This is a genomic window from Streptomyces sp. NPDC031497 (genome assembly GCF_055580905.1).
On sequence record NZ_JBVIKO010000044.1, the window covers coordinates 19,161 to 41,202 of the forward strand.

The window sequence follows — 22,042 nt, forward strand, 5'->3', positions numbered from 1 at the left end:
CCCGGCAGCGGAGGCACTGACCCCGGCCTGTGCGGGGGCGGAGGCGCCGGCGGTCACGAGTGCGGCAGCGGAGGCACTGACGCCGACCTGTTCGGTGGCGGAGGCGCCGGCGGTCGCATGCCCGCCGGCGGGCGCACCGGTGGCCGCCGGCCCCGCCGCGACGACATGCCGGGTCGCCGGCTCGGCCGTACGGCGCTGCGGGCGGGCGGCCTTCGGCATGGCGGTCGGCGCGGGCAGGGTGAACCACACGACCTTGCCGTCGTCGTGCGGCCGTACCCCCCAGCTCTCGCTGACCGCGGCCACCATCGCCAGGCCCCGGCCGCAGGTGGCCATCGGCGCGACGTCCGTCCCGTCCTCGACCACCGGCAGACGGGGATCGTGGTCACGGACCGACACCGTGAGCCGGTCGAGCTGGAGCTCGATCTCCACGGTGCAGTTCTTGTCGGGCTGGGCGTGCCGGTGGACGTTGGTCAGCAACTCCGTCACACCGAGCGCGGCCCGGTCGATCAACGGGTCCAGATGCCAGTAGCGCAACTGTGCAGATACGATTCTGCGGATCTGGCCGATCCGCGCGGGCAGGGCTTGAAGCTCCACCGAGCAGTGCCTGCTTGGGTGTTCGATCACGACTGCGACTCCCCGACGTGAGGTCCGGAAGAACACGGAGAACGGATCCAGCAGGGCGCCGCCGTCCATGGGGCCGCCTGCTGTCGTGGCCGGCGGGCTGGTTCGCAGCGTTATCGCCGGTAAACCCAGAGTGACGTGAGACAAGCGTGACCCAGTGCGTACGGTCCCGCAACTCGCCGTGGTTCAGCGGTCACGCCCGGCGGCCCGCCGTACCGCCTCGATGAAGCGGCGCGCCGCGGGCGGCCCGGGCTCGCCCGGCGCCGGATCGTGGTCGCCCAGGGTGAGGGAGTAGCGCTGGCCGTTCAGGTCGGCCAGGGCCCGGTCATCCGACGCGAACCATGGCTTCGAGGCCCGTACCGCCTGCACGGGCGCGCTGTCGATCTCGCTGCCGTAGCTGGTCAGCAGCTGCAGCCTGCCGTCGCTTATCCGGACCTGCCCGGCCCGGGTGAGCGAACGCAGCCGCTTGTCGATCCGCACGCCCTTGGCCGTGAACTCCGGCTCCGCCATCCTGCCCGCCCCTTTTCGAGTACCTAGGTCACCGGCCCGCAAGCTTGTGGCCCCGGCCGGCGCGCTCCGGCTCGCGTCGTGCTCCAGTGTGCGCCCCCGTTCGGGACGTTCGTCCCGTCCGGTGGCAGTCTGCCCGCCCTCGACGAGGAGCACCAGTACGCACGGGCCGCCGGGCGGGGGGCGCCCGGAGCACTCGCGGCAATGCGCCCCCGAAGGATTCGAGCCACCGTTCCACAGGGGGCCTTTGAGGCGCTCAAAGATGCGTTTATGCAGGTGAGAAGCTGTGTGAAAGGTGTTTATGATCGGTGTGCCGGCCGCGCTCGGACGCTGTCGGCGCCCCGTGTAAGGAGCCCGCCGTGAGCACCACCCCGCAGATCCGCACCGGCGCCACCCTCGACGTCGACCACAGCGACACCGGGTACCGCGACTGGCTCAAAGAAGCCGTCGGGAAGGTCCAGGCGGATGCCCGCCGCTCGGCTGACACCCATCTGCTGCGCTTCCCGCTGCCCGAGGCGTGGGGCATCGACCTCTACCTCAAGGACGAGTCGACCCACCCCACAGGAAGCCTCAAGCACCGGCTGGCCCGCTCGCTCTTCCTCTACGGTCTGTGCAATGGCTGGATCCGGCCGGGCCGTCCCGTGATCGAGGCGTCCAGCGGCTCGACGGCGGTCTCCGAGGCGTACTTCGCCAAGCTGATCGGCGTGCCCTTCGTCGCCGTCATGCCGCGTACCACCAGCTCCGAGAAGTGCCGGCTCATCGAATTCCACGGCGGGCGGTGCCACTTCGTGGACGACCCCCGGAAGATGTACGAGGAGTCCGCGCGCCTCGCGGTGGAGACCGGCGGCCACTACATGGACCAGTTCACCTACGCCGAACGGGCCACGGACTGGCGCGGCAACAACAACATCGCCGAATCCATCTTCCGCCAGCTGGAGTTGGAGCGGTTCCCGGAGCCGGCGTGGATCGTCGCCACGGCGGGGACCGGCGGTACGTCCGCGACCCTCGCGCGCTATGTCCACTACACCCAGCGCGATACCCGGATCTGTGTCGCCGACCCCGAGAACTCCTGCTTCTTCGAGGGCTGGACCACCGGCGATCCGGACGTCACCTGCGACTGCGGGTCCCGGATCGAGGGCATCGGCCGGCCGCGGATGGAGCCCAGTTTCGTGCCCGGGGCCATCGACCGGATGATGAAGGTGCCGGACGCGGCGAGCGTGGCTGCGGTGCGGGCGCTGGAGCGGGCGATCGGGCGGAAGGCGGGCGGTTCCACCGGGACCGGGCTGTGGAGTGCGCTGAAGATCGTGTCCGAGATGGTGGCGGCGGGGCGCACGGGGAGCGTGGTGACGCTGCTGTGCGATCCGGGGGACCGGTATCTCGACAAGTACTACTCGGATTCCTGGCTGGAGGAGCAGGGGCTGGACATCGCTCCCTGCACGGCCGCGATCGAGGCTCTGCTGGCCACTGGGGTCTGGCCGGACTAGGTTCGCGGGTGCGGGTCGCCCGTGGCCGGCCGCGCGGTTCCACGCGTCCCTGAAGGGGTGCTGCGGCCGACGGCGTTCACAGTCCGGCGTCCAAGGCCCGTAGCCCCTCGCGGATCGCCCGGCCCATGCCCGGTGCCGCCAGGCGGCACACCGCACGGAACAGCGCCGTACCGTCCAGGGCGAACGTCATCCGTACCCGGGTGCCGGTGCCGTAGGGGGTGAGGTGCCACTCCTCCAGCCAGGCTCCCGCGCCCGGTACGTTCGCCGTGTCCACGCGGTAGGCGTACACCTCGGGCGACATCGACGCGATCACCGTCTCCTCGAAGCGGACACCGCCCTGGAGCCGCACTTCCCGGCCGTGCTCCGTCGGGCGAGCCGACTTCACCCCCGTCATCCACTGCGACCAGCCCGGCACGTCCTCCGCCAGGGCCCGGAAGACCGTCTCCGGCGCCGCCGTCATCTCCCGCCCGAACACGAGCCGTACGGGTGCGGTCTCGACGAAGTCGAGTCCCACCGGGCGCAGTTGGTGAGCCAACGGGCCGACCTCCTCGTGAGACGGTGTCCCGAAAAGGTAGCTGACGGCCCGTCAGCTGTCTGCACCCTCAGTCGGTTTCGCCCGCCACCACCAGGCGGCGCAGGTGTTCGGAGATCTCCGCACGCGCCGCGGCCGGCAGCCCGGCGTCCGTGACCAGTGTGTCGACCTGCTCCAGCTTGGCGAACGAACTCAGGCCCACCGTGCCCCACTTGGTGTGGTCGGCGACCACCACGACCCGCCGGGCCGACTGCACCAGCCGGCGGTTGGTCTCCGCCTCCGCGAGGTTCGGCGTGGACAGGCCGGCCTCCACCGATATGCCGTGCACGCCGAGGAACAGCAGGTCGAAGTGGAGCGCCCCGATCGCCTGGTCCGCCACCGGGCCGACCAGCGAGTCGGACGGGGTGCGCACCCCGCCGGTCAGGACGACGGTCGCCGCGCCCTGCCGCTGCCCGGAGACCCGCTGCGCCGCGTGGAAGACGTCCGCGACCCGCACCGAGTTCGTCACCACGGTCAGGTCGGGGACCTCCAGGAGCTGATGGGCCAGCGCGTACGTCGTCGTACCGCCGGACAGGGCGATCGCCGTACCCGGCACGACCAGTTCGGCGGCGGCCCGGGCGATGTCCTCCTTGGCGGTCAGCTCCAGTCCCGACTTGGCCTCGAACCCCGGCTCGTGCGTGCTCGCCTCGACCACCGGCACCGCACCGCCGTGCACCTTCTCCAACACGCCCTGCCGGGCCAGCGCGTCCAGGTCCCGGCGTACGGTCATGTCCGACACGCCGAGCTTGCGGGTCAGTTCGTTGACGCGAACGCCACCCCGGCGCCGGACCTCGTCCAGGATCAGGGCGCGGCGCTGCTCCGCGAGGAGGTTCTGGTTCTCGCTCACGTACGCTCCGGTCCTCTCGCCTCAAGCCGCCCGACACGCCCTGCGTACCGGCTCCGACCAGGACATTCCGCCCGGCTCCGGTGCGTGAGCGCCTCATCCTTTCACGGGACCACGCCGGTTGCGCCACTCCCTGTGTCGGTGCGCACATGTCATTCGGTCACCACGTGTTCCACCGGGCGTCACACACAACGGGGAGATTCCGTGGCGAGTGGTGTACGTCACACCGGAATCGGAGATCCTGGGACCCGCACGGACACAGACCATCGGCGCGTCACGGGGGAAGTGCGAGAAGAGTGGAACGCGCGCAGGAACGTACCGCCGGCGACCTCGCGGAGCGGCCGGCGGCGACGGAGACCGCACCCGCCCAGCCGCCCGGTGCCCCGCGGACCGAACCGGCCGAGCGGCACGTGGCCGAGACGTCCGAACCGGGCGGGCGGCTCGTGGTGCGGACGGCCGGTCCGGCCGGGCGGCCGACGGCCGAGCAGGGCCGTTCCGTCCAGCGGCGCACCGGCGGGGAGACCGACTCCGTCGAGCGGTCCGCCGTACCGGAGATCGACCTGGAACTGCTGGTGCACGGTGTCGGCGGCAGCACGCCCGAGAAGATGCTCGGTGATCCGCGCACGGTGCGGATCACGGGCGACGACACGGCCGCCGTCTTCCGGCGCGCCGAGGACGTCGGCGCGGAGTCCCGGCCCGGCGACTACCGCGACCGTCCGGTGCCCGAGGCGTACGTCTGGTGCAACCTCACCTCGGGCAACGCCTCCCGCGCCCTGTGGCTGCTGCTCCTGCCGTTCATGGTCGTCAACCTCGCCCACTGGATGCGCCCCGCCGCCCAGGACCGGCCGCGCACCGTCCGCTTCTACGGCCTGCTGGTCCGGCTCGCCGGGCTCACCCTGACGGTGCTGCTGGTCGCCGCCGCCTGCGAGGTCGCCCTGGACCTGGCCGCCTGGCAGTGCGCGGGCACCGCCGCCTGCGCCGGCCGGCACTCCTGGCTCGGTTTCCTCTCACCGGCCGGCTCCGACGGCGGTTGGTGGAGCGCCCCCGGCCGCCGGCTCGCCCTGGCCGCCCTGGTGCCCACCGCGCTGACCGGCCTGCTCTGGTACCTCTCGCACCGCACCTGGAGCGCCTACGAGTCCACCCGGCCGCTGGTCCACGACGCCGAGCCCGGGCACACCTCCCTCGGCAGCCCCGGCTTCTGGTACGGACGCCGGCTGGTGGCCCGGCTGCGTGCCGCCCACACCGCGGCGGGGCTGCTCACGGTCGCCGCCGGGGTCCTCGCACCGGCGGCCGCCTTCGACCGCCGGGCCGGCGGGCCCGCCGTACTCGACGCCACCGGATGGCTTCTGCTCGCCGCACTGGCAGCCCTGGCGGTCGCCGCGGTGTGGGTGGTCTGCCGCCGGGGCCGCAGCGAGAACCTCCTCGACCAGGAGCTCGACCGGCGTCTGGTACGCGGCCTGCCGCTCGGCGCGCTCGCCCTGCTGGTCCTCGGCGCGCTGTACGCCGGCTGGTCCCGGCCGGGATGGCGCTCCGTGGGGCGGCTCGCCGGGGACCCGGCCTTCGGCGGCCTGGTCCTGGCCCAGGGCGTGCTGGTGATCGTCCTCGGGGCCGTCGCCCACGACCTGCACCGCCGGCTCCCCGATCCGCGCGCCGCGATGCGCGGTCTCGGCGGGCCGGCCGTCGCGCTGCTCGCCTGCGCGCTGGGCGGGGTGATCTCGGGCGGGGTCGCCCAGCGGGTCTCCGACTGGCTGGACGGCACCGGAACCTCCCTCGCCGGGCCGCCGGTCCTGCTGACCTGGCAGGCCTCGGTGATCCCACCCGTCCTCGTGGTACTGCTCGCCGCGGTCGCCTGGCTCTCCTGGCGCACCTCGCGGCTCGGCCACGCCGAACGCGCCGCCGTCGGCCTCGACCACGCCGGGGAACCGGAGGACACGGCACGCACCCGCCGTATCGCCGGGGTCCGTGCCATGGCCGCCCTCACCGACCGGACGCCGCTCGTCGTCGCCGTGCTCTGCGCGGCCACGCTGGTGCTGGGCGCAGGGGCGCTGGTGGGCGCGCTCACCACCGGGAAGACACCGGACGCGGCCGCCGACCGGACCTACGCCCTGGTGCACGGCGCGGCCCAGGCCTCCCAGGCGCTCGGCTCGTGGCTGGTCGGGCTCGGCTTCATACTCTTCGTCACCTGGGGCCGGCGCGCCTACAAGGACGCCTCGGCCCGGCGCACCATCGGCATCCTCTGGGACGTCGGCACCTTCTGGCCGCGCGCCGCCCACCCCTTCGCCCCGCCCTGCTACGCCGAGCGCGCGGTGCCCGACCTGACCTGGCGCATGGACACCTGGACCCGCAGCACCGGCGGCCGGCTGGTCATCTCCGGCCACTCCCAGGGCAGCGTCCTCGCCGCCGCGGCCGCCTGGCAGCTGACCCCGTCGGTCCGCAAGCGCGTCGCCCTGCTGACGTACGGCTCCCCGCTGGAGCGCCTGTACGGCCGCTGGTTCCCCGCCCACTTCGGGCCGGCCGAACTCGGCTTCCTGCACCGCGAGGTCGCCTGCTGGCGCAACCTCTACCGCCTCACCGACCCCATCGGCGGCCCCGTCCGGATCCCCGCCGACGGCGACGGCGACGGCGGCCCGGCGGTCGACCACACCCCCCTGAAGGACCCCCTCGCCTACGGACGCACCCCGGGGCACCCGCTCCCGGCCCCGATCCTGGGCCACTCCGACTACCAGGCGGACCCGGTCTTCGCCGAGGAACGGGAACGACTGCTGGCGCGACTGCGCCCGGAACTCCCCGGGCAGCGCCCGCAACCGGGTGGCTGATCAGGCGAGTTCGGGGAGGTCCTCCGCGTACAGCAGGGTGAGGTCGTCGGTGCTCGGGTCGGCGAGCTGGGCGACCCGGCTCGCGTGCCGCTCGACCATGGCCTCGAAGGTCTGCCGGGCGGTGCGGCCGTTGCCGAACGCGGGGCCCTTGGGGAGCACCGTGAAGTACGTCCGCAGCGCCTCGAAGGCGCCCGGCGCCAGCCGGTACTCGTGCTCGTCGGCCTGCTGCTCCACGATCCGCAGCAGTTCGTCCGGGCCGTAGTCGCTGAAGGTGATGGTCCGGGAGAACCGTGACGCGACCCCGGGGTTGATCGAAAGGAAGCGCTCCATCTCCTCCGTGTAACCCGCGACGATCACCACCACGGCGTCCCGGTGGTCTTCCATCAGCTTCACCAGCGTGTCGATGGCCTCCTTGCCGAAGTCCCGCCCGGCGTCCTCCGGCGACAGCGCGTACGCCTCGTCGATGAACAGCACGCCGCCGTGCGCCCGTTGGAAGGCCTCCTGGGTGCGGATCGCCGTGGAGCCGATGTGCTCGCCGACCAGGTCGACCCGGGACACCTCGACCAGATGGCCCTTCTCCAGCACCCCGAGGGAGGCGAGGATCTCGCCGTAGAGCCGGGCGACCGTCGTCTTGCCGGTGCCGGGGGAGCCGGTGAACACCAGATGCCGCTTGACCGAGGCGGCCTTCAGACCGGCCTGCTGGCGGCGCCGGCCGACCTCGATCATGTCGGTCAGCGCACGGACCTCGCGCTTGACGCTCTCCAGGCCGACCAGCGCGTCGAGTTCACCGAGCACGGCCTGGGAGGTGCGGGCCGGCTCCTCGGGCGCGGCCGGGGTGAGGAGCGGTTCCTGCTCGGTGCTGCGCTGGCCGGGGATCGCGCCCAGCAGGCCGGGGGACTGGTACGAGGTCTGTACGGCCGTCTCGTGCGCCGCGGGCGGCCGCAGGCTGCCGCTCTCGTCGCTGGTGCAGTCCTCCACCACCGGGCCGGTGCCCGAGCCCGCGTCCGGGCCACCGTCCGCGAACTCGTAACCCCCGCGCGCGCACCGTTCCGTACGGCACTTGCGCAGTGTCGTACGGCAGCCGTCGATCACATGGAACCCGTAGCCGGCGCTGCCGGTGACCCGGCAGTTCTGGAAGGTGCCGCGGCCGCCCGCCGACACGTAGAAGCCGGCCTCGGCCGGGGAGTCCACCGTGCAGCGCTCGATGGTGGGGTCGGCGCCCTTGGTGACGATCACTCCGGTCTGGGTGCCGTCCACCGTGCAGTTGTTGAGGGTGCCGCCGCTGCCGTGGTCGCGGAACCAGGCGCCGGTGGCCGCGTCCCGGATCCGGCAGTCGTCCAGCTGTGCGGTCGCCCCGTCACTCACCGACACCGCCGTGTTGCGCACCTGGGAGAGGTCGCTGTCGACGACGTCCGCGCGGGAGCCGCGGTCCAGCACGAACAGCGCGTCCGGCACGTCGTGCACCCGGCAGGAGTCCAGAACGGCGGTGGCGCCGTCGCTCACCCACACCGCCGGGTAGTCGCCCGTGCTGTCGAAGATCTCGCACTGGTTGGCGTCCACGCGCGTGCCCGGGTCCCACACCGACAGCCCATTGCGCCCGAACTGGCGCACGGTCGTCCGCGTCAGCGTCAGCACCGAGCGCGAACGCAGGTCGACCGCGTTCTCCGGGATGTCGTGGATGCGGCAGTCGGCGAGGGTGAGCACCGCGTCGGTGTCGAGCGTCACGCCGTCGGCGGTGGTGCGGTGCACGTCGCAGTCGGTGAGGTGCGCCGTGGCCCGCGCGGTGACCTGCACGCCGGAGCCGCGCACCTCGTAGATCTCGCAACCCACGGCCTCCAGCGCGGAGTTCTCGCCGGTCGCCGTCACCCCCGTGCCCGAGGCGTGGTGGATCCGGCAGCGCTCCAGCCGCGGGTGGGCGCCGCCGCGCACCGCCACGCCCGCCTGACCGGCCGCCACGACCTCGCACTCCTCGAACACCCCACCGCCGCCGTCGAGTACGGCGATGCCGATGCCGGCCGGGTTGTCCACGGTGCAGCGCCGCACGGTCGGCCGGGCCCCGCCGCGCACCTCGATGCCGGCCGCGGAGCGGGTGACGATCCGCACGTCCAGCAGCTCGGGAGTGCCCTCCTCGACGAGCAGCGCGGGCGCGGCCGCGTCCTGGCCCTCCACGTGCAGGTCCTGTACGACCGCCGAGGCCCGCACCGTCAGCGGCACCCCGTCCGCGGGCGCGATGCGCACCGAGCCGGGCGAGCCCTCCGGGCCGCGCAGCGTCACCGCGCGCTGGACGACGAGGTTCTCCCGGTAGGTGCCGGGCGCGACCGTCAGGACGTCGCCGTCGGCGGCGGCCTCCAGGGCGGCGGCGAGCGACGCGTACTCACCCGTGCGGCGCCGCCACCTCGATGTGCCGGTGTGCGTCACCTGGACCGTGCCCTGTGCCATGGCGTTGCTGAGCCCCCACCTCGTCGTACAGATCGCTTGCTCGCCTTCGGGCCGGCCACCTCGGAGGATGTCCGGCCCCTGCGGTCCGCTCGCGCGCGGGTCGATACCGAATACGCTTCGGCCGGTCCACCGTAGCGTGCACCGAGGTGGTGCATTGACCAGAGAGACAAAGGCCCTCAGCTGCCGGTGCCGGCCTTGCCCCAGTCCGGGCCCGCCCGGTCCCAGGCCTGGTCCCAACGTGCGTATCTGCGACGGACCATACGCCAGACGATCATCCGTCTGGCGCTCTCGACCAGACCCGCGGTGATCAGGGTCGCGCCGAACCCGGCCAGCACGGCGTGGGTCGTCGCGGTGGCGGAGTCCAGCGGGCGGGCCGTCAGCAGGCCGTGTCCGTCCGTCCAGATGCCGAAGTGGTCGCCCTTGTGCGGGGACTTGAGGACCGTCAGGGCCGCGCCGTGCTGCCGGGTGCCGTCCGGTGCGGTCCAGTCGGCGAGAACGCGACTGCGGGTGTCGTGGGCGCTGGTGGCGTCCGGGTCGGGCTCGACCAGGGAGCCGCTCAGCTTCCGTACGACGGTGGCGGTGACCAGATGCCGGTCGTGGTGCTGCTGCCGGACGGACCGCTGGAGGGTGTCCTGGGCGGCGGCGCCGACGAGCGAGCCGAGCAAAGGCGCGGCCACCACGATCAACAGCAGTGCCACCAGGGCCACCCAGGCTTCGACCAGGTCGGTCGCGCGGCGCAGCGGATTGCGCCGCCAGCGCCACAGGCCGCGGATCGCTCGCACCGTCCACCACCCCCTTCCGCTCCGTGATAACCCCCGCCCGAGCCGTTCACCCGCGAGCCCGGCCGAAGAGAGAGCGAAATCACCCCGGCCGGGGCTCTCAGGAACTTCTCATGACCTCAACGACCGGGCCGCTGCCTTGGGTTCCCGCGAGGGCGTAGATCACTCGAGTCGAAGTCGGAGCCGGCTCCGGGAAGGTTGACGGGGAGCGGGCCCGCGTCGGCGTGATCGTCCCGCGCCATGAAGGAGTCGCGGGCGTCGAGCGGAGCCTGCGCGGTGATCAGCAGGGGGCGGCCGTCGGAGAGGCATACGGTCTCGCCCGGCGGCGCGTGGGCCGGGCCGATCGGGCGGCGTGGTGGAAGAGGAGGTCGGGCTCGTCCTCGGCACGCCGGACGACGTGGACGTCCCGGACCTGTGCGGACGTGGCGGGTGTCGGTTCCCAGCTGGTCGTCGCACCACGCGTGCGTGGCCCGGACCGGGGGAACCGCCTCCTCCTGTGTGCCATGGACCTGTGTGCCATGGACGCCCGCCGACACCACGGCCACCGGCTATGGGACCTCCGGCGGGGCCTGCCCGGGCGCGGGCAGGCGGACGCCGCCACCGGACAGCAACTCGGCGGCGGCCGATGCAAGACGCGGCTGTGCGCGCCGGGTGACGACCTTTCCCCCGTCGTCGATCAGAGCCCGGCGGCGGTCACCGGCCGGCCCCCAGGGCTCCACGACGGTCTGCCGGGGCGAGAGGCCCCGGAGCGTCCTGACCGGGTGAACATGCGTCGAGCGCGGTTCGGCGATCCCCATGACGCCACCGTGCCGGGCGGTACCGACATCAGGGGGTGCCGATCAGTAGCCGCGGTACTGCTGCTGTTGCTGGTTGTTGTACGGGTCCTGGTACGGAGCCGTCGGCGCGGGGCGCGGAGCCGCCGGGCGCATCGCCTCGTACCCGGTGCCGCCCATCATCGGGCGCGGCGGCTGCGGCTGCTGCTGGCCCGGGTAGCCGCGCGGTGCCGTCGCCTGCTGGGGGATGTACGCCGTGGGCGCCTGCTGCAGCGGAGCGGGCTGCTGCATCTGCGGGTACCCGTAGCCGGGGGCCGGCTGGGAGGGGCCCGCCGGGAGGGCGGGCAGCGCCGACGGGAGCGCGGGCAGGTTCAGGCTGCTGGGCGCGTCGTAGGCGGGAGGGACCCGGATCGGGGCGATCTGCGGGGTGCCCCGCTCGGCCACGAGGGAGTCGTAGATCGGAGTGTCCGGGAAGGAGGCGGAGTAGTAGCCGCCGCCATAGGTGGAGCGGGGGGAGGTCATGGCACATAAGTTAAGCCCACGATGTGCTGGTTGGGGAGACCGATAAGAGGGTTGTTTTCCGTGTCGGCAGTGACGCCGGATCCCCAATCCGAGCGAACTCGGCAAAAAAGGACGGCAATCAACGTTCTGATCGTGTAAAGGCCGAGTTCCGCGCTGGTTACCGGCGGTTGGACAGGGATCTTCCTGTGCCGCTGATGGGACTTCCCTGTCCCCGGGAATAGGTTGTGCGGGTAGGGATGATCTGGGACCGCCGGGCGTGCCCGGCATGCCGACACGCGATGGGGGCGGACATGACAATGCCGAAAGGATCCAATACACCGGTGCCGACCACGGCGCTGCGTGTCGAATTGGGCTGGCGCTCCGGCCCCGGTGTCCCCGACGCGGACGCCTCGGCGCTGCTGCTGGTCGCCGGAAAAGTGCGTTCCGACGGCGACTTCGTCTTCTACAACCAGCCCGCGCACGCCTCCGGCGCGGTCCGCCACGAGGGCAAACGGCACTCCGGCGACCAGGTCACGGACACTCTTTTCGTCGACCTCGCGCGCGTGGAGGCCCCGATCGAGAAGATCGTCCTGGCGGCCTCCGCCGACGGCGGCACGTTCGGCCAGGTCCCCGGTCTCTACATCGAGGTCCGCGACGCGGCGGACGGGAATGAGCTCGCCCGGTTCGACAGTAACGGCGCCACGGTGGAAACCGCTTTCGTCCTGGGGGAGTTGTACCGGCGCCAGGGCGGCTGGAAATTCCGTGCCGTGGGGCAGGGCTACAGCAGCGGACTCGAAGGACTCGCCACCGACTTCGGGATCACGGTGGAGGAGCCGCAGCATCCGGTACCGCCGGCATCGCCCCGCTCCGCCCCGCCGGTCACGCCCACAGTGACCACGCCCCTCGCCGCTCCGCAGGCACCGGCCCCGACGCCCCCGCCGCCCGGCGGCCTCCCCTTCCCGCAGCCCCCGGCGCCGACCACCGGCGGCCTGCCCGTCCCGCCGCCCCCGCCGGCCGCGCCGGTGCGCCTGTCCAAGGTGACGCTCACCAAGGCGGCACCCTCCGTCTCCCTGGCCAAACAGGGCGGCACCTCGGGCACGATGCGCGTCAACCTCAACTGGCAGGTCCGCAAGGAGTCTCCGGGCTGGGGCGGTCGGCGCGGCGGGTCCGACCTCGATCTCGACCTGTGCGCCCTGTACGAACTCGCCGACGGCCGCAAGGGCGTCGTCCAGGCGCTGGGCAACGCCTTCGGCTCGCTCGGTAGGCCGCCGTACATCCATCTCGACGGCGACGACCGTACGGGTGCCGTGGCGAGCGGCGAGAACCTCACCGTCAACCTCGACCACAAACAGGACTTCCGGCGCATCCTGATCTTCGTGACCATCTACCAGGGCGCCAGGTCCTTCGCCGACCTGCACGCCACCGTCACCCTCCAGCCCCAGCACGGCGCCCCGATCGACTTCTCCCTGGACGAGTGCACGGTCCCCTCGACCGTGTGCGCGCTCGCCCTGCTCACCAACACCGGCGGCGACCTGGTCGTGCAGCGTGAGGCGCGCTATCTGGTCCCGGAGCGCGGGGTGAGCCCGCAGCGGACCGTCGACCGCGCCTACGGCTGGGGCATGAACTGGACGCCCGGCCGCAAGTGACAGCGCGGACGGAGGTCAGCCCTCGTCGGCCACGGTGTCGGGACGCGCGTACGTACGGCCCTTCCAGGCCGCCCCACGCCCGCGGTAGTGCTGCACCGCCGAGTCGACCGTCATCAGGAGATAGAGGAACGCGGTGAACGGCAGCAGGGGGGCGAGCCACAGCGGCTGCCGGTAGTAGCGGAGCATCGGCAGGTACGTCGCGGTCATCACCAGCCAGGCCGCGGCCCCGACGAGCGCCGCCGCCAGGCTGCCGGTGACCGCGCCCGCCAGCACCGTCGCCGGGGGCACCAGGTAGACCAGCGCGAGACCGGCGACCGTACCGAGCAGCAGCAGCGGGTTGTGCCGCAGCTGCGCGTACGCACTGCGGGAGACCATGCGCCACAGGTCGTGCAGCCGGGGATACGGCCGCACGCTGTCCACCCGGTCCGCCAGCCCCAGCCAGACGTGCCCGCCGGACCCCTTCACCGCGCGGGCGAGCGCCACGTCGTCGATCACCGCGTGCCGGATCGCGTCCGGGATGCGTGCCTGCTCCGCCGTGTCGGCGCGGAGCAGCACACAGCCCCCGGCCGCTGCCGCCGTACGCGACCCCTTCCGGCCGATCCGGCGGAACGGGTACAGCTGGGCGAAGAAGTAGACGAACGCGGGGACCACGAGCCGCTCCCACAGGCTCGCCACCCGCAGCCGCGCCATCTGCGAGACCACGTCGAAGCCCCCGGTACGCGCGGCCGCCACCAGCAGCCGCAGGCTGTCCGGCTCGTGGGCGATGTCCGCGTCCGTCAGCAGCAGATACTCGGGGCCACGCGCGCGTGCCAGAGACATGCCGTGCCGTACCGCCCACAGCTTGCCCGTCCAGCCCGCCGGCGGCTCGCCCGGCGAGGTCACGGTCAGCGGCAGCCCCCCATGCCGCGCGGCCAGCTCCCGGGCCAGCTCCCCGGTGCCGTCCGTACTGCCGTCGTCGACCAGGAACACCTCCGCCCGCCCCGGATAGTCCTGCGCCAGCAGCGACGGCAGACTCAGGGGCAGCACGGCCGCCTCGTCCCGGGCCGGGACGACCACGCACACATCCGGCCACTCCCCGGGATCGTGCCGGGGCGGCAGCCGGACGTCGGTGCGCCAGAAGAAGCCCTGGCAGAGCAGCAGCCACAACCAGGCGGCGAGGGATACGGCGGCGGTCCACACGATGGCGCTCACCCGCGCAGTCTGCCCCATGGGACCTGCCCCCAACGGCCCATCGTCTATCGTGGCCGGGTGAAGATCGCGCTCATCGACTCCGGAATCGGCCTGCTGGCGGCCACCGCAGCGGTACGGCGGCTGCGCCCCGACGCGGATCTCGTCCTCTCCTTCGACCCCGAGGGCATGCCCTGGGGGCCACGCACCCCCGAGGGCATCACCGAGCGCGCCCTGGCGGTCGCCGAGGCCGCGGTCGCCCGCCGTCCCGACGCACTGATCGTCGGATGCAACACGGCGACCGTGCACTCCCTGCCCGCACTGCGCGCCCGCCTGGAACCCGGCATCCCCGTCATCGGCACCGTCCCGGCGATCAAGCCGGCCGTGGCGGCCGGCGGCCCGATCGCGATCTGGGCGACTCCCGCGACCACCGGCAGCCCCTATCAGCGGGGCCTGATCGAGTCGTTCGCCGGCGGCGTGCCGGTCACCGAAGTGCCCTGCTGGGGACTGGCCGAGGCCGTGGAGCACGCCGACCAGGCAGCCGTCGACGCCGCCGTGAGCGCGGCGGCCGAGCTCACGCCCGACGATGTAAGGACCGTCGTCCTGGGCTGCACCCATTACGAACTTCTGGCGGAACGTATCCGCGCCGCCGTGCAGCCCCCCGGAGCCGCGCCTGTCGTCCTGCACGGCTCCGCCGGAGCGGTGGCCGCCCAGGCGCTGCGCCGGATCGGTGCGCAGCCCGCCCCCGACGCACCCGCCACCGGCACGGTGACGGTGCTGCTCAACGGCCGCGAGGGCGAGCTCCCCGAGGCCGCGCTCGGCTACGCCGAGGCCCGCCTGCTGCGGACGGCCAGCCCCGCCGCGTCCCAGTGAGCCCTCCGGGGCCGCGGATACCGCCGATCTGAGCAGTCACCCTCCGCAACGCGGTACCCGCGCAGCGAAACCTGAGTAATCTCGTAGATATGAGGGACCACCCCCACGACCGCTCCCTGGACAAGAAGGACGCCCCGCAGCCGGATGTCTGGACGGGGCGCGCCACCAACCGGGTCCAGTGGCTGCTGGCACTGGTCGGCGCCGCCTGTATGGCGCTCGGCGTCGAACTGGCCGTGGACTCCGCCTGGACCTCGGGGATCGCCCCACTGGTGATGGCGGTCGTCGGCTGCATCGCCGCCGGGCTGCTGGTCCTCTTCGGCACCCTCGCCTTCGTGCATGTCGACCTGAAGCTCGACAAGGAGTGCCTCGAAGTCCGGTGCGGCCATATAGGGGTACCACGGCGTCGTATCCCGCTCTCCCAGGTGGTCGGCGCCGACTTCAGCCCACAGATCACCCCGCGTCACTGGGGCGGCTGGGGCTACCGCTGGCGGCCCGAGAAGGGCACGGCCGTCGTCGTCCGGCGCGGCGAGGGCATCGTCCTGCGCCTGTGGGACGGCCACACCTTCACGATCACCGTGGACAACGCCGAGTCGGCGGTCCGGGTCATCAGGGAACGCCTGCGGACCATCACACCCGGCACCGCACACTGAGGTGGCCGACGGGGCTGTGTGGCTCGGACACATGGGTGCGAGACACAGGGGCGTCGGCTTCGGCTGTGGGCGGTTTCAGCTCTGTGGGACACCCGCCACCCACGGCCGGGCCGTCGCCAGGCCCGCCAGCAGACCCGCGCCCGCCGACACCGCCGTGAAACTCAGCGCGTCGCCGACCGCGGCGACCGCGGCCAGTGCCGTGAGCGCCGCGGTCGCGGTGAGTACGACCGGTGTGGAGCGGGCCGAGCGCCACAGGACGTAGAGGATCCAGCAGAACGCGGCGGCCAGCAGGAGAACACCGACCAGACCCTGTTCGGCGGCCTGCTGGAGCGGCGCGGAGTGTGGCTTGCCGTCGGGCAGCAGGGCCTCGGACGCGGTGCCGCTCAGCTCGCCGAACCGCCCGGGGCCGACGCCCAGGGCGCTGTTCCGGCGGGCGAGATGCAGAGCGTCCCGCCACAGCTGGACGCGGCGCTCGGTGAGCGGGCCCGACAGCGCGGTGGCTAGGCCGGCCGGCAGGACGTTCGCGGCGACCGCCCAGACCATGCCGGTCACCAGCGCGGCAGCCAGGGCCAGCCCCGCGATGCCCGCGCCCCGACGACGCAGCCGGCCGGCGGCCAGGGAGCACAGCAGCACGGCGGCACCGGCCACGCACCCCATCGCCGAGCCCACGGCCGCCCCGGTCACCACGATCCCGGCGGCCAGCGTCCGCAGCCCGAACCGCAGCGCCGGAACCGGTGTCGCCCAGGCGGCACAGCACACGCCACCCGTCGCGAGGACCAGCAGCGCCGCGACGGCACCGGCATGGCCGAGCGGTGTCGTGGACTGCGGGCCCGCGGCCACCTCGGGCGTCGCCGCCGCCAGGGCCAGCCCGGCCAGCGCGCCGACACAGGGCGCCGCCACCGGCCACAGCGACCCCGACATCCGGCCCGCGGCATAGCCCGCGGCCACGGCGAGCACCGCCAGCAGCACGCCCTCGGGCCGTCCGTCCCGCCCGGCCGCCGAGAGCAGTGGCCATAGGGCGCACGCCCCGAGCACCACGACACCCACCGCGTCAGAAACGTTTCGTCTGTCGTTGTCCGCGTCCGTCCCGACAGCGGACGTCATCCCGGTCGACCCCACCGTCGCCCCCCGTACCCGGTCCCCCGACCTGTGGCAGGCCCCGCCGCCCGCCTCGGCTCACCGTAACCGGTGATGCCCACTTTGTGGACGACTTGCGCGGGAACGGTGTGATTCCTGCATGCCGAGACCGTGCTGTCGGCCGCACAGCCGGCCGCCGTACACTCCCGGAGTGACCGCCACCGCAACTTCCGTCGACCAGTCGGACCAGCTCACACCGCCCCTCGCGCCCCGCGAACGCGGCCTGCGGCTGCTGCGCCGTCTGGTCCCGGCCACCGCCTCCGCGCTCACCGGAGTGCTGCTGTACGTCAGCTTCCCGCCGCGCACCCTGTGGTGGCTGGCCTTGCCCGCCTTCGCCGGATTCGGGTGGGTGCTGCGCGGCCGTACCTGGAAGGCGGCCCTCGGCCTCGGCTATCTCTTCGGCCTCGGCTTCCTGCTGCCCCTGCTGGTGTGGACCGGCGTCGAGGTCGGCCCCGGGCCGTGGCTCGCGCTGGTGGCCATCGAGGCGATCTTCGTCGCCCTGGTCGGGGTGGGCGTGGCCGCCGTGTCCAGACTGCCGGCCTGGCCGGTGTGGGCGGCCGCCGTGTGGATCGCCGGTGAGGCGGTACGCGCGCGCGTGCCCTTCAGCGGCTTCCCCTGGGGCAAGATCGCCTTCGGCCAGGCGGAGGGTGTCTTCCTGCCGCTCGCCGCGGTGGGCGGCACCCCCCTTCTCGGCTTCGCTGTCGTCCTGTGCGGATTCGGTCTGTACGAGCTGGTGCGCCTTGCCGTCGAGGGGCGCCGCACGCGTGAGATCCGGCGCGGGGCGGCGGCCGCGGCCCTGCTGAGCGTGGCCGTCCCCGTGGTGGGCGCGGTCGCCGCCCGGACGCTGGTGAGCGACAAGGCGGAGAACGGCTCGGTCACCGTCGCGGTCATCCAGGGCAATGTGCCGCGGGCCGGCCTTGAGTTCGCCGCCCAGCGGCAGGCCGTGCTCGACTACCACGTGAAGGAGACGCTCAAGCTGGCCGCCGACGTCAAGGCGGGCAAGGTCGCCAAGCCGGACTTCGTGCTGTGGCCGGAGAACTCCTCCGACGTCGACCCGTTCGCCGACGCCGACGCGGCCGCCGTGATCGACGAGGCCGCCACGGCGGTGGGCGTGCCCATCTCGGTCGGCGGGGTCGTCGAACGGGACGGCAAGCTCCTCAACGAGCAGATCCTGTGGGACCCGGTCAAGGGGCCGACGGCGACGTACGACAAGCGGCAGATCCAGCCCTTCGGCGAGTACCTCCCGCTGCGCGGTCTGGTCGGCGCCATCAACAAGAACTGGACCAGCATGGTCCGGCAGGACTTCAGCCGGGGCTCCAAACCCGGTGTGTTCGACATCGACGGCACCAAGGTCGGCCTCGCCACCTGCTACGAGGCCGCCTTCGACTGGGACGTGCGGGACACCGTGACGCACGGAGCCGAGATGATCTCCGTGCCGAGCAACAACGCCACGTTCGACCGCAGCGAGATGACCTACCAGCAGCTCGCCATGTCCCGGATCCGCGCCGTCGAGCACAGCCGGACCGTCACCGTGCCGGTGACCAGCGGGGTCAGCGCGATCATCATGCCGGACGGGAAGATCACCCAGAAGACCGGCATGTTCGTGCCCGCCTACCTGGTCCAGAAGGTGCCGCTGCGCACCTCCGAGACCCCCGCGACCAGGCTGGGCATCCTGCCCGAGATCGCGTTGGTGCTGGTCGCGGCCGGTGGGATCGGCTGGGCGATCGGGTCGGGGCTGCGCTCCCGGCGCGTCGGTGACGCGTAGCCGTACACCCGCTGTACGCCCCGTGGCTTCGCCCGGTTCGGGGGAACCGGGCGGTTAGGGTCGGCGCATGGCCACTCCTGACTTCATCCATGCGATCCGGGCCTCCGCCGGCCACCAGCTGCTGTGGCTGCCCGGGATCACCGCCATCGTCTTCGACGACGAGGGCAGAGTGCTCCTGGGCCGTCGGACCGACACCCGCAAGTGGTCGGTCATCGGTGGCATTCCGGATCCCGGGGAGCAGCCCGCGGCCTGCGCCGTGCGGGAGGTCTTCGAGGAGACGGCGGTGCACTGCGTCGCCGAGCGGGTGGTCCTGGTCCAGGCGCTGAACCCCGTCACCTACCCGAACGGTGACGTCTGCCAGTACATGGACATCACCTTCCGCTGCCGGGCCGTCGGCGGCGAGGCCCGTGTCAACGACGACGAGTCGTTGGAGGTGGCCTGGTTCGACGTGGACGCCCTACCGGAGCTGAACGAGTTCGGTGTGTTGCGGATCAAGCAGGCCATGTCGGATGCACCCACATGGTTCGACGCTACGGCTTTCAGCTGAAGTATGTGCGCTGACCCTATGTGGTCCCGGGGGAGGGCCGCCTAGGGTCGGATCATGACCTCGCCCAGCGCCCTCCCCGGCCCCCACCCGCCCGCCCTCGACCTGCGGGGCCGTACCGCCCTGGTCACCGGTGCCGCCGGGGGTATCGGCCGTGCCTGCGCGCTGCGCCTGGCGGTCGCCGGAGCCCAGGTGAGAGCCGTGGACCGGGACGCGGCCGGGCTGGCCGAACTGACGGAGGCGGCCGGACGGGTCGTCGGCCCGGTCAGCGGTGGCGTCGAGCCGTACGTCCTCGACCTCACCGACTTGGACGCGGCCGAGCGCGCCGCCGCCGGCACCGACGTCCTCGTCAACAACGCCGGCATCCAGCTGGTGCGCCCCATCGAGGAGTTCCCGCCGGACGTCTTCCACACCGTGCTGACGGTGATGCTGGAGGCCCCGTTCCGGCTCATCCGGGGCGCGCTGCCACATATGTACGGGCAAGGCTGGGGGCGGATCGTCAATGTGTCCTCCGTCCATGGACTGCGCGCCTCCGCCTTCAAGTCCGCCTATGTGGCAGCCAAACACGGTCTGGAGGGACTCTCCAAGACAGCCGCCCTTGAGGGCGCACCCCATGGCGTGACCTCCAACTGTGTGAACCCCGGCTATGTGCGCACCCCACTGGTCGAGAAGCAACTCGCCGACCAGGCCCGGGCGCACGGCATCCCCGAGGAACGGGTGCTGTCCGAGGTACTCCTGACGGACACCGCGGTGAAACGGCTCGTCGAACCGGAGGAGGTCGCCGAGGCCGTGGCCTATCTCTGCGGTCCCCAGGCGTCCTTCGTCACGGGCACCTCACTCGTGCTCGACGGCGGCTGGACAGCCCACTGAAGGGCCGGACGGCCACCGGTCCGCGAGTTTTCCACAGGCCCGACGGACCACGGCGACGATGCGGAATCCTGTGACCATGTCGCGCAATCAAGTGCAGCCCGCCAGGTGGCCGGCCCCGGCAGAAGCGGTCGCCGCCCTCGCCGAGGGTGCCGAGGTGGTCTCCGGCGCCGATCCGGCGTATCTCGAACTGCTGGCCAAAGGCGCCTCGGCGGAGGCCTACGAGCAGCCGCTGCTGGTCGCCCGTGCCGAAGGCCGGGCGCCCGAGCTGATCGCCGAACTGGAGCGGGCCAGACTCCTCGCGCTGCGGGTCCGCACCGAACTGGAGGGCAGACGGCGGCGCGAGGCGGAGCTGTCCGCGCTCTTCGAGACCGCGCACGACCTGGCGGGACTGCGCGATGTGGACGCCGTGCTCCAGGCGATCGTCCAGCGCGCCCGCTCCCTGCTCGGCACGGACGTCGCCTACCTGAGCCTCAACGACCCGGCCCGTGGCGACACCTACATGCGGGTCACCGAGGGCTCCGTCGCGGCCCGCTTCCAGCAGCTGCGGCTCGGCATGGGGGAGGGGCTCGGCGGGCTCGTCGCACAGACCGCGCGGCCCTACGTCACCGACGACTACTTCAGGGACGACCGCTTCCAGCACACCCTCCCCATCGACGCCGGGGTGCGCGACGAGGGACTGGTCGCCATCCTCGGGGTGCCGCTCATGCTGGGACCGCACGTCATCGGCGTGCTGTTCGCGGCGGACCGGCGGGCGCGCGTCTTCGAACGGGAGCAGATCGCACTGCTCGGCTCCTTCGCCGCGCTGGCCGCCGCCGCCATCGACGGGGCGAACCTGCTCACGGAGACCCGTACGGCCATGGCCGACCTGGAGCGGGCCAACGAGATCATCAAGGACCGCAGCGCGGTCATCGAACGGGCCTCGGACATCCATGACCGACTCGCCGAACTCGTGCTGCGCGGCGGCGGAGTCCATGACGTGGCCGCCGCCGTCTCCCAAGTCCTCGGCGGCACCGTGGAGTTCACCGACATCGCTGACTCCCGCTCGCTGGCGACCTCGCGCACGGAAGGGCACGCGGTCCGGCACAGCGACGACTGGATCGCCGCGGTCGCCGCCGGCGGTGAACTGCTCGGCGCGCTGGTGCTGCGCGGCCACCCCAGTCTCGACCCCGTCGACCAGCGCACCCTGGAACGCGCCGCGATGGTCACCTCGCTGCTCCTGCTGGCCCGCCGCTCCGCCGCCGAGGCCGAACAGCGGGTGCGCGGCGAACTGTTGGACGACCTACTCGACGCACGCGACCGCGATCCGCGCCAACTGCGCGATCGTGCCGCCCGGTTGCAGGCCGACCTCGACGCCACCCATGTCGTGCTCGCCGCCCGGCTGGACGGCCCGGCGGCCAGTGCCGAGGAGGAGGCGGCTGCCCGTCGCCGGCTCTGGTCGGCCGCCTCCCACCTCGCCACCACCCGGCACGGCCTGGCCGCGGCCCGCGACGGCGGCACCGTCCTGCTGCTGCCCCTGGACCCCGGCGACACCGCCGCCGACGTGGCCCGGCGCACCGCCCGCCGGCTCGGCACCGCCGTCCACCAGCCGGTGACCGTCGGCGCCTCCGCGCCCGTCACCGATCTCGCCGCCCGGCCCGACAGCGTGGCCGCCGGCTATGCCGAGGGTCGCCGCTGCGTCGACGCGCTCCACGTCCTCGGCCGTGGCGGGGACGGCGCCGCCGCCGAGGACTTCGGCTTCCTCGGCCTGCTCCTCGCCGGCGAACGGGACGTCACCGGATTCGTCGAACGCACCATCGGCCCGGTCGTCGCGTACGACGCACGACGCGGCACGGAACTGCTGCGCACCCTCGACGCGTACTTCGCCTCCGGGATGAGCCCGGCCCGTACGAAGGACGATCTCCATGTCCATGTGAACACGGTGGCCCAGCGGCTGGAGCGGGTGGCCCGCCTCCTCGGCGACGACTGGCAGAGCCCCGCACGCGTCCTGGAGATCCAACTGGCACTGCGCCTGCACCGGTTGGGGTCGCCACCGGAGCACCGCTGATCCCCGGGGAC

18 protein-coding genes and 1 pseudogene are annotated in these 22,042 nt (G+C 72.8%); 9 read left to right on the forward strand and 10 right to left on the reverse strand.

Annotated elements, in window-relative coordinates; all coding sequences use genetic code 11:
• Nucleotides 1–183: 183 nt before the first annotated feature.
• Nucleotides 184–624 (reverse strand): annotated as a pseudogene (locus ACZ5K7_RS46405) (ATP-binding protein); the annotation flags it as partial.
• A 183-nt stretch (nt 625–807) separates the two neighbouring features.
• Entirely contained in the window at nt 808–1,131 is a 324-nt protein-coding gene (locus ACZ5K7_RS46410) for a hypothetical protein (protein WP_351712882.1), read from the reverse strand.
• A gap of 356 nt (nt 1,132–1,487) precedes the next feature.
• On the opposite strand from ACZ5K7_RS46410, the gene cds1 reads away from it, so the two are divergent.
• Complete coding sequence (cds1, locus tag ACZ5K7_RS46415; protein WP_351712880.1) at nt 1,488–2,612, forward strand: L-cysteine desulfhydrase Cds1; 1,125 nt, start codon at nt 1,488–1,490, stop codon at nt 2,610–2,612.
• Between the two features lie 76 nt (nt 2,613–2,688).
• Here the strand turns inward: cds1 and ACZ5K7_RS46420 are convergent, their stop codons facing one another.
• Nucleotides 2,689–3,147, reverse strand: a complete 459-nt coding sequence (locus tag ACZ5K7_RS46420) for an SRPBCC family protein (protein WP_468924328.1) — start codon at nt 3,145–3,147, stop codon at nt 2,689–2,691.
• Between the two features lie 67 nt (nt 3,148–3,214).
• Nucleotides 3,215–4,030 (reverse strand): DeoR/GlpR family DNA-binding transcription regulator, encoded by an 816-nt coding sequence (locus ACZ5K7_RS46425; RefSeq protein WP_351712876.1) that lies wholly within the window; start codon nt 4,028–4,030, stop codon nt 3,215–3,217.
• A 551-nt stretch (nt 4,031–4,581) separates the two neighbouring features.
• On the opposite strand from ACZ5K7_RS46425, the gene ACZ5K7_RS46430 reads away from it, so the two are divergent.
• On the forward strand, nt 4,582–6,843 hold the full coding sequence (locus tag ACZ5K7_RS46430) for a hypothetical protein (protein ID WP_468924379.1): 2,262 nt from the start codon (nt 4,582–4,584) through the stop codon (nt 6,841–6,843).
• Here ACZ5K7_RS46430 and ACZ5K7_RS46435 read toward each other — a convergent pair whose 3' ends face one another.
• From ACZ5K7_RS46435 to ACZ5K7_RS46450, 4 genes are all read right to left on the reverse strand, one after another.
• Entirely contained in the window at nt 6,844–9,282 is a 2,439-nt protein-coding gene (locus ACZ5K7_RS46435) for a right-handed parallel beta-helix repeat-containing protein (RefSeq protein ID WP_468924331.1), read from the reverse strand. It abuts the gene before it with no gap.
• A gap of 176 nt (nt 9,283–9,458) precedes the next feature.
• Entirely contained in the window at nt 9,459–10,064 is a 606-nt protein-coding gene (locus tag ACZ5K7_RS46440; protein ID WP_351712872.1) for an Rv1733c family protein, read from the reverse strand.
• A 545-nt stretch (nt 10,065–10,609) separates the two neighbouring features.
• Nucleotides 10,610–10,858, reverse strand: coding sequence for an MOSC N-terminal beta barrel domain-containing protein (locus ACZ5K7_RS46445; protein ID WP_468924334.1), 249 nt, complete (start codon nt 10,856–10,858; stop codon nt 10,610–10,612).
• A 42-nt stretch (nt 10,859–10,900) separates the two neighbouring features.
• A complete protein-coding gene (locus ACZ5K7_RS46450; protein WP_351712867.1) occupies nt 10,901–11,356 on the reverse strand; it encodes a DUF6643 family protein in 456 nt (151 codons plus the stop codon).
• Between the two features lie 278 nt (nt 11,357–11,634).
• On the opposite strand from ACZ5K7_RS46450, the gene ACZ5K7_RS46455 reads away from it, so the two are divergent.
• Nucleotides 11,635–12,981 carry a TerD family protein gene (locus ACZ5K7_RS46455; RefSeq protein WP_468924337.1) on the forward strand — a complete coding sequence of 449 codons (1,347 nt, stop codon included), beginning with the start codon at nt 11,635–11,637 and terminating at the stop codon, nt 12,979–12,981.
• 15 nt (nt 12,982–12,996) lie between these two features.
• Here ACZ5K7_RS46455 and ACZ5K7_RS46460 read toward each other — a convergent pair whose 3' ends face one another.
• The gene (locus tag ACZ5K7_RS46460; protein WP_468924340.1) at nt 12,997–14,190 is read right to left on the reverse strand and encodes a glycosyltransferase; all 1,194 of its coding nucleotides are present in this window, start codon (nt 14,188–14,190) and stop codon (nt 12,997–12,999) included.
• Between the two features lie 39 nt (nt 14,191–14,229).
• Here ACZ5K7_RS46460 and ACZ5K7_RS46465 point away from each other — a divergent pair, with 39 nt between their 5' ends.
• Together ACZ5K7_RS46465 and ACZ5K7_RS46470 are read left to right on the forward strand one after the other, a co-directional pair.
• Nucleotides 14,230–15,021 (forward strand): glutamate racemase, encoded by a 792-nt coding sequence (locus ACZ5K7_RS46465; RefSeq protein WP_468924343.1) that lies wholly within the window; start codon nt 14,230–14,232, stop codon nt 15,019–15,021.
• Between the two features lie 89 nt (nt 15,022–15,110).
• Nucleotides 15,111–15,671, forward strand: a complete 561-nt coding sequence (locus tag ACZ5K7_RS46470; protein WP_351712859.1) for a hypothetical protein — start codon at nt 15,111–15,113, stop codon at nt 15,669–15,671.
• Nucleotides 15,672–15,746: 75 nt separating this feature from the next.
• Here ACZ5K7_RS46470 and ACZ5K7_RS46475 read toward each other — a convergent pair whose 3' ends face one another.
• Nucleotides 15,747–16,775: an O-antigen ligase family protein gene (locus ACZ5K7_RS46475; RefSeq protein ID WP_468924346.1), complete on the reverse strand. Its 1,029-nt coding sequence runs from the start codon at nt 16,773–16,775 to the stop codon at nt 15,747–15,749.
• Between the two features lie 184 nt (nt 16,776–16,959).
• On the opposite strand from ACZ5K7_RS46475, the gene lnt reads away from it, so the two are divergent.
• From lnt to ACZ5K7_RS46495, 4 genes are all read left to right on the forward strand, one after another.
• A complete protein-coding gene (lnt, locus tag ACZ5K7_RS46480) occupies nt 16,960–18,573 on the forward strand; it encodes an apolipoprotein N-acyltransferase (RefSeq protein ID WP_468924349.1) in 1,614 nt (537 codons plus the stop codon).
• 67 nt (nt 18,574–18,640) lie between these two features.
• On the forward strand, nt 18,641–19,120 hold the full coding sequence (locus tag ACZ5K7_RS46485; protein ID WP_351712853.1) for an NUDIX hydrolase: 480 nt from the start codon (nt 18,641–18,643) through the stop codon (nt 19,118–19,120).
• A gap of 54 nt (nt 19,121–19,174) precedes the next feature.
• Nucleotides 19,175–19,987, forward strand: coding sequence for a 3-hydroxybutyrate dehydrogenase (locus tag ACZ5K7_RS46490; RefSeq protein WP_468924352.1), 813 nt, complete (start codon nt 19,175–19,177; stop codon nt 19,985–19,987).
• Nucleotides 19,988–20,063: 76 nt separating this feature from the next.
• Nucleotides 20,064–22,031 carry a helix-turn-helix domain-containing protein gene (locus ACZ5K7_RS46495; protein ID WP_468924355.1) on the forward strand — a complete coding sequence of 656 codons (1,968 nt, stop codon included), beginning with the start codon at nt 20,064–20,066 and terminating at the stop codon, nt 22,029–22,031.
• Nucleotides 22,032–22,042 lie beyond the last annotated feature (11 nt).